Source organism: Shewanella abyssi, assembly GCF_023284025.1.
GTDB lineage: Bacteria > Pseudomonadota > Gammaproteobacteria > Enterobacterales > Shewanellaceae > Shewanella > Shewanella abyssi.
In genome coordinates, this window is the sequence record NZ_JAKIKR010000100.1 from 1 (window position 1) to 5,794 (window position 5,794).

General features: G+C 43.5%; 5 protein-coding genes and 3 tRNA genes. 1 reads left to right on the plus strand and 7 read right to left on the minus strand.

Features of this window, described 5'->3' with window-relative positions:
* From L2755_RS21655 to L2755_RS21670, 4 genes are all read right to left on the minus strand, one after another.
* Positions 1 to 112 (minus strand): GTP-binding protein (locus L2755_RS21655; RefSeq protein WP_248982719.1); only part of this gene is annotated, 112 nt, incomplete at its 3' end.
* A gap of 195 nt (positions 113 to 307) precedes the next feature.
* A tRNA-Gly gene (locus L2755_RS21660) sits at positions 308 to 381 on the minus strand.
* A gap of 35 nt (positions 382 to 416) precedes the next feature.
* Positions 417 to 501: transfer RNA gene (locus L2755_RS21665), tRNA-Tyr, on the minus strand.
* An 8-nt stretch (positions 502 to 509) separates the two neighbouring features.
* Positions 510 to 585 (minus strand) — tRNA-Thr (locus L2755_RS21670).
* A 232-nt stretch (positions 586 to 817) separates the two neighbouring features.
* Between L2755_RS21670 and coaA the strand changes: the two genes are divergently transcribed.
* Positions 818 to 1,768, plus strand: a complete 951-nt coding sequence (gene coaA, locus L2755_RS21675; RefSeq protein ID WP_248982715.1) for a type I pantothenate kinase — start codon at positions 818 to 820, stop codon at positions 1,766 to 1,768.
* Between the two features lie 6 nt (positions 1,769 to 1,774).
* On the opposite strand, the gene birA is transcribed toward coaA, so the two are convergent.
* The 3 genes from birA to L2755_RS21690 form a co-directional block, all read right to left on the minus strand.
* A complete protein-coding gene (gene birA, locus L2755_RS21680; protein ID WP_248982716.1) occupies positions 1,775 to 2,737 on the minus strand; it encodes a bifunctional biotin--[acetyl-CoA-carboxylase] ligase/biotin operon repressor BirA in 963 nt (320 codons plus the stop codon).
* A gap of 1 nt (position 2,738) precedes the next feature.
* Positions 2,739 to 3,758: a UDP-N-acetylmuramate dehydrogenase gene (gene murB / locus L2755_RS21685; protein ID WP_248982717.1), complete on the minus strand. Its 1,020-nt coding sequence runs from the start codon at positions 3,756 to 3,758 to the stop codon at positions 2,739 to 2,741.
* A gap of 117 nt (positions 3,759 to 3,875) precedes the next feature.
* Entirely contained in the window at positions 3,876 to 5,450 is a 1,575-nt protein-coding gene (locus tag L2755_RS21690) for a methyl-accepting chemotaxis protein (protein WP_248982718.1), read from the minus strand.
* Positions 5,451 to 5,794 lie beyond the last annotated feature (344 nt).

Below are 5,794 nucleotides of genomic sequence, written 5' to 3' on the forward strand. Positions count from 1 at the left end.
TTGCTAAAACAGCAGAGATAGCAGCAGTCAGAGTTGTTTTACCATGGTCAACGTGTCCAATGGTACCAACGTTTACGTGCGGTTTATTACGTTCAAATTTTTCTTTAGCCATGGTATTGCCCCAATCCAAAGTACTGGTGATGAAACTGCATATAGCAAAAAATCCGATGCATAAATGCTACCGAATCAGTGAGTAAGATAATTGAGATATATAAGAAGCAGGAGGCGTGCTGACAGGTAGTCTTAAACTGGAAAAAGCACTCGCTATAGAGTGCTTTCTACTGATTAAGTATTATCAGCAAGAATTTGGAGCGGATGGCGGGAATCGAACCCGCGTTATCAGCTTGGAAGGCTGGAGTAATACCATTATACGACATCCGCGCAACCTACTTCAGGTTACCTAACTACCTAGAAAATGGTGGAGGGAGAAGGATTCGAACCTTCGAAGGCTGAGCCGTCAGATTTACAGTCTGATCCCTTTGGCCACTCGGGAACCCCTCCAGAGAAAATGGTGCCGGCACCAAGAGTCGAACTCGGGACCTACTGATTACAAGTCAGTTGCTCTACCAACTGAGCTATGCCGGCGCATCATTTCGGTAGCGGATATTATGGAAGTATGAGCACAAGTGCAATAGCAAAATCGTTTTTTTTTAATAAAAAACGTCAAACGACGCTTTTTTATGCTCATACTCGCCGTAACGTTTACTTTTAAAGCGATTAAATTAATTTGATTAACATTGGCTAAAGGACTCCCCCTGTTACGGTTGTCGATAATAAATTGATAGTGTAATGTGCCCCCTTAATGGAGAACTTCGCAATGACGCAAAACAATCAAATTCATAGAGCACTTTACCTACCTTTTGAGCGCCAGCAATGGGCTGAATTGAGAGAGTCGGTGCCTTTAACGCTCAGTGAAAATGATTTAGCTGACTTACGCGGTATTAACGAAAAAATATCACTGTCAGAAGTGACTGACATTTATCTCCCCCTGAGTAGACTGCTAAACCTCAATGTAGGTGCTAAACAGCAACGCGGCTTGGCACTTAATGAGTTTCTAGGTCGTGTTCCGCCAAAAAGGCCTTATATTATCAGCATTGCTGGCAGTGTTGCCGTAGGGAAAAGCACGACAGCTCGTATTTTACAGGCCCTGCTAAGCCATTGGCCCGAACACCCAAAAGTGGATTTGATGACGACTGATGGTTTCTTACATCCGTTGGCAGAGCTTAAACGCCGTGGCTTGATGCAACGTAAGGGATTTCCTGAAAGTTATGATATGAAAGGCTTGGTTGATTTTATCTCTGCTGTTAAAGCTGGGGAAGCGGCCGTTAGCGCACCGATATACTCTCATATCACTTATGACAGAATACCAAATCAATTCCAGTGGGTGCGCCAACCCGATATTCTCATTATCGAAGGTTTAAATGTATTACAGACCGGGCAAGACTCTGCGGTAGACACTAGGCGCCCCTTTGTATCAGACTTTGTCGACTTTAGTATCTATGTTGATGCAGAAGATGAATTACTAAAGAAATGGTATATCGAACGGTTTTTACAATTTAGAACCGGGGCTTTTAATGAAGAAAGTTCTTACTTTCACCATTACTCTCAACTAAGTGATGCCGAAGCGACTGCCATAGCTTCTAAAATTTGGGATAGTATCAATGGGCCAAACTTAACGTTAAATATCCAGCCTACACGTGAAAGAGCCCATCTTATTTTGCAAAAAGGACAAGACCATCTAATGGATCAAGTCCTATTGAGAAAATAAAACGGGTTAATTTAGCTTACGCAGACTTATTTCACCGCCAATATGACTTTTTAAACCTGCTGCCGTCTCGAGCACGACTGCACCCTGCTTATCGATGCCCCTGCAAATGCCATGAACCTCATTGGCCCCAATAATTAACTTAATCTCTTGACCGTTAAAGAGATCAGCCTCTTTCCACCTAGCTTGAAAAGGCGCTAAACCTTCATGTTGGAACTTGCATAAATCTTGCTGTAGTTGTTGCTGCAATAAGGTCAACAAAGCCGTTTTATTTGGCATACCTTCAAGAGAGGTTAAATCACTCCAAGGTTGATCAATCGATTTGCCTTGCTGTTCGCTCATCGTCATATTCAAGCCAATTCCGATCACAAGATTGCATTCACTATCGGTCTGGCCACTCATCTCTATCAGTACGCCTGCCAACTTCTTGCCAGCCAAGTAGATATCGTTTGGCCACTTAACGCCTACATTGGCGACATTTAACTGCTTAAGCACTGACACTATTGAGCATGCAACCACCAAACTGAGCCCCATCGCTTGGGCCATTCCCTGGGAAAATTGCCAATACATGGAAAAGTAAAGATGGCAACCATAAGGAGACACCCAAACACGTCCCCTTCTACCTCGTCCTGCAGACTGATATTCGGCAACACAAATATCACCAGAATCCAGCTCATCGGCATGTTTTAGAATAAAGCCATTGGTACTTGGGATTTCATCGAAATAGAAACATCGCTGCTTAATGGCATTTTTTAGCGTGCTTTCATCAACCAAAGAGAGTGGGCTGCTTAACTTGTAACCTTTGCCCTTTACGCTAAAAATATCAACGCCATATTCTTCCAATCCACTGATATGGTTAGCGACCGCCGTTCTAGACACACCCAGCTTTACAGCTAACGCTTCGCCCGAAACAAAATGCCCATTAGAAAGTTCGGTTAAGATACTGCGTTTACGACTCCATTGCTCTGCCATACTATAAACTCCTTTCTCCAGTCGCGGCGATCAGTCTAGGTTCAGCTTCTAACTTGACACCAAATAGCGATTCAACGCAATCAACGATATGCTTCGCCAACGCCAAGATATCATCACTAGTCGCGTCATCTTTGTTTATTAATACCAGCGCTTGATTTTTGTGCACCGCCGCACCGCCAATTTGAACCCCTTTTAAGCCCGCAGCCTCGATTAACCAACCGGCAGCTAACTTTGTATGAATCATCCCTTGAGGATATCCTACCATGCTAGGGAATTTATCAACTAAAACGCTAAATTGTTCATTAGTAATCACAGGGTTTTTAAAGAAACTACCGGCATTACCCATCGTTTTAGGGTCCGGTAACTTCGCCATTCGCGTTTGGCATATACAGTCGAAGACGTTTTTTGGCGTCACATTGGTATTTTTTAGTGCTTTCAGAGGCCCGTAATCCAGTTTAGGCTGCCATGCTTTAGCAAGCTTAAATCCCACTTGAGTAATCACTGCCGAGCCTAATAACTGTTGCTTGAAAATTGAATCTCGATAAGCAAATTGACAGTCTGGTGCGTTAAGCCTAATAAGCCTTCCACTGGAGAGGTCTAGATATTCAACCCAATCACATATATCATTTAACTCAACACCATACGCACCAATATTCTGAATCGGTGCTGCGCCAACTTTACCCGGAACAAGCGCAAGGTTTTCTAAGCCGGCAATACCTTGTTCTAAGCAAAAGCAAATCAGTTCATGCCAGTCTTCACCTGCTGCGACCGATAGAAGGTGATAACCTTCAATGGTAGCCACTTCAATTCCTCTCGTTTGGACAAGCACCACGGTGCCCTCAAAATCGTCACAAAAAATAACATTGCTACCGCTACCAAGCAGTAACATAGGTTCTTTAGCTTGGTAAAGTGCTAAGCAGCAGGAGATTAGCTCCCCTGTGGTTTTAACGGCAATAAGCTCTCGGCAAGTATGATCAAGGCCAAAGGTATTATGCGGTTTGAGGGAGACAGAATGAGTCACGAAGGCAGTCTTTTTTATCGGAGGAAAGGAACATTGTAACGTAAACTGCTAGCACTCAGAAGCCCCTACCTCCCAAGTTAGATTCTTCCAATGAGAGATAGGACTAACGCACTGCCATTAGTGATTACGATTTATCGTTTTCTCCCAAAACTGTCGAGACAAAAAACTAGTCTTATTCGCTAAACGATTCATTTGATCGCATTTTATCTGTGCCTCTTCAGTGCGTTGCAAGTTAATATTAGACAAATCATTGATAGTCACTATCGATTGACTAATTTCGGCAGCTACCGAAGTTTGTTGACTCATTGCTGCAGCATTTAACTCTGACATCTCATGGATCCGCCCTATAGAGTCACGTAATTTGTCAAACGCGCTATCCGCATCTCCAGCTAACTCCACGGAAAGATCGGCTTTCCTTTGTCCTGCATCCATCGCATTCGCAGCGATTTGAGTACTCTTTTGGAATTTGGTAACTATGCTACTAATTTGCGCTGTTGATTCGCTCGTGCGTATAGAGAGTTGTCGAACCTCATCAGCCACAACGGCAAATCCGCGACCGGACTCACCTGCTCGCGCGGCTTCAATCGCTGCATTTAACGCTAACAAGTTAGTTTGCTCTGCGATCCCCTTAATTTCCCCTAAAACGGCAGCTATTGCATGGCTATCTTGCTCTATAGAATCGACAACGGTAGAAAAATGCACGACTTCCTTGCGAAGTTCACCAATTGAAGTCACGACTTTTAATAGATGAGCATGGCCTAACTCAGCAGATTCAAGGCTGGCATTAATCTCTTGCGCCGCCTGTTGAGTATTATCATTTACCTCTGCAAAACTGGCACTCATCTCCTCCATGGCCGCTGCAACTTGATTAGTCTGAAGACTCTGACTATCAGCGCGATCGTGTGTTTCGACTATTGTTTGCATCAACGACTCACTTTCAGTGCTTATCGACGATGCAGAGTCAGCCATCCTGCCAACAACCCCACCCGTTTCGGTGATCAAGTAATTAAGTGCCAGATCAAGTTTACCTATTTCATCTTGGCGCCCGCAAAAAATACTGCGCGCGATCGGGTCATCCATTATTTCAGTGGATTTATCCACCAGGTTTCGCAGCGGTTTAGTCAAAGCGTAAATGCCAAAACCACCAATAAATGCACCCAGAACAGCGGTAACGGCAGCTGGTAACATTATGGTCGCGAATGCGCAGATTATTGCAGTCAAAGCACACCAAATACTCAACCGCCCCACAAACCCGACTAATGGCATTTCAAGTTCTGCAACATTAGGGCTTTGATTTAGTTTTGTGTATATCTTTTCTGCTGACGCAATTTGTTCAGTAGTCGGTTTTCGCCTAATAGATTGGAATTCGTGCAGCTGCCCTTTTTCGAATACTGGTGAAATGTAGGCATTAGTCCAGTAATATTTACCTGTTAAGGTCCGGTTCTTTACCAGCCCCATCCAAGTCTTACCGGCTTTAACGCGCTCCCAAAGCGATTGAAAAACCGCCGCAGGCATATCTGGATGTCGAACAATATTATGCGGCTTGCCTCGTAGCTCGCTAGCCTCGCACTCTGACATGCTGGCAAAGACTTCATTGGCATATTTTATATTGCCATTTAAGTCTGTAGTCGATAACAAAATGCAATCTTTCGTCATCGGTTGTTCAATATTAGATTCGGACTGCTGACGCATTGCGATACCTTCCTTGATTGTTAGGATCGTATACTGACAAAACTAACAATGAGTTAGCTTGATTCAAATCAAATAAGCCACATCGCGATTTAGATTTACGTCTCAAATAGACAAATAATTAGACGTTGATTTGTATATTGAAGTGACAGGGGATAAGGCAAAGGTAGGTATTTCTCTATAGCTTGTTATGCATTTAGCAAAAATGCCCACGATATTAGACCACGGACTCGCTCTTATACCAATTACATTAAGTAGTTGTTCATTCAGCGGGAATTCAAAGTCCTGTAGGCAAGGCGGATGATTGAAGCTAATAGTTATTCTATATCAAGAGCATCTAACATAGC

Excerpts from the sequence above, each read along its gene's own strand:
- L2755_RS21690 (WP_248982718.1), bottom strand. The coding sequence starts at position 5,450 with ATGCGTCAGCAGTCCGAATCTAATATTGAACAACCGATGACGAAAGAT.
- coaA (WP_248982715.1), top strand. The coding sequence starts at position 818 with ATGACGCAAAACAATCAAATTCATAGAGCACTTTACCTACCTTTTGAG.
- birA (WP_248982716.1), bottom strand. The coding sequence starts at position 2,737 with ATGGCAGAGCAATGGAGTCGTAAACGCAGTATCTTAACCGAACTTTCT.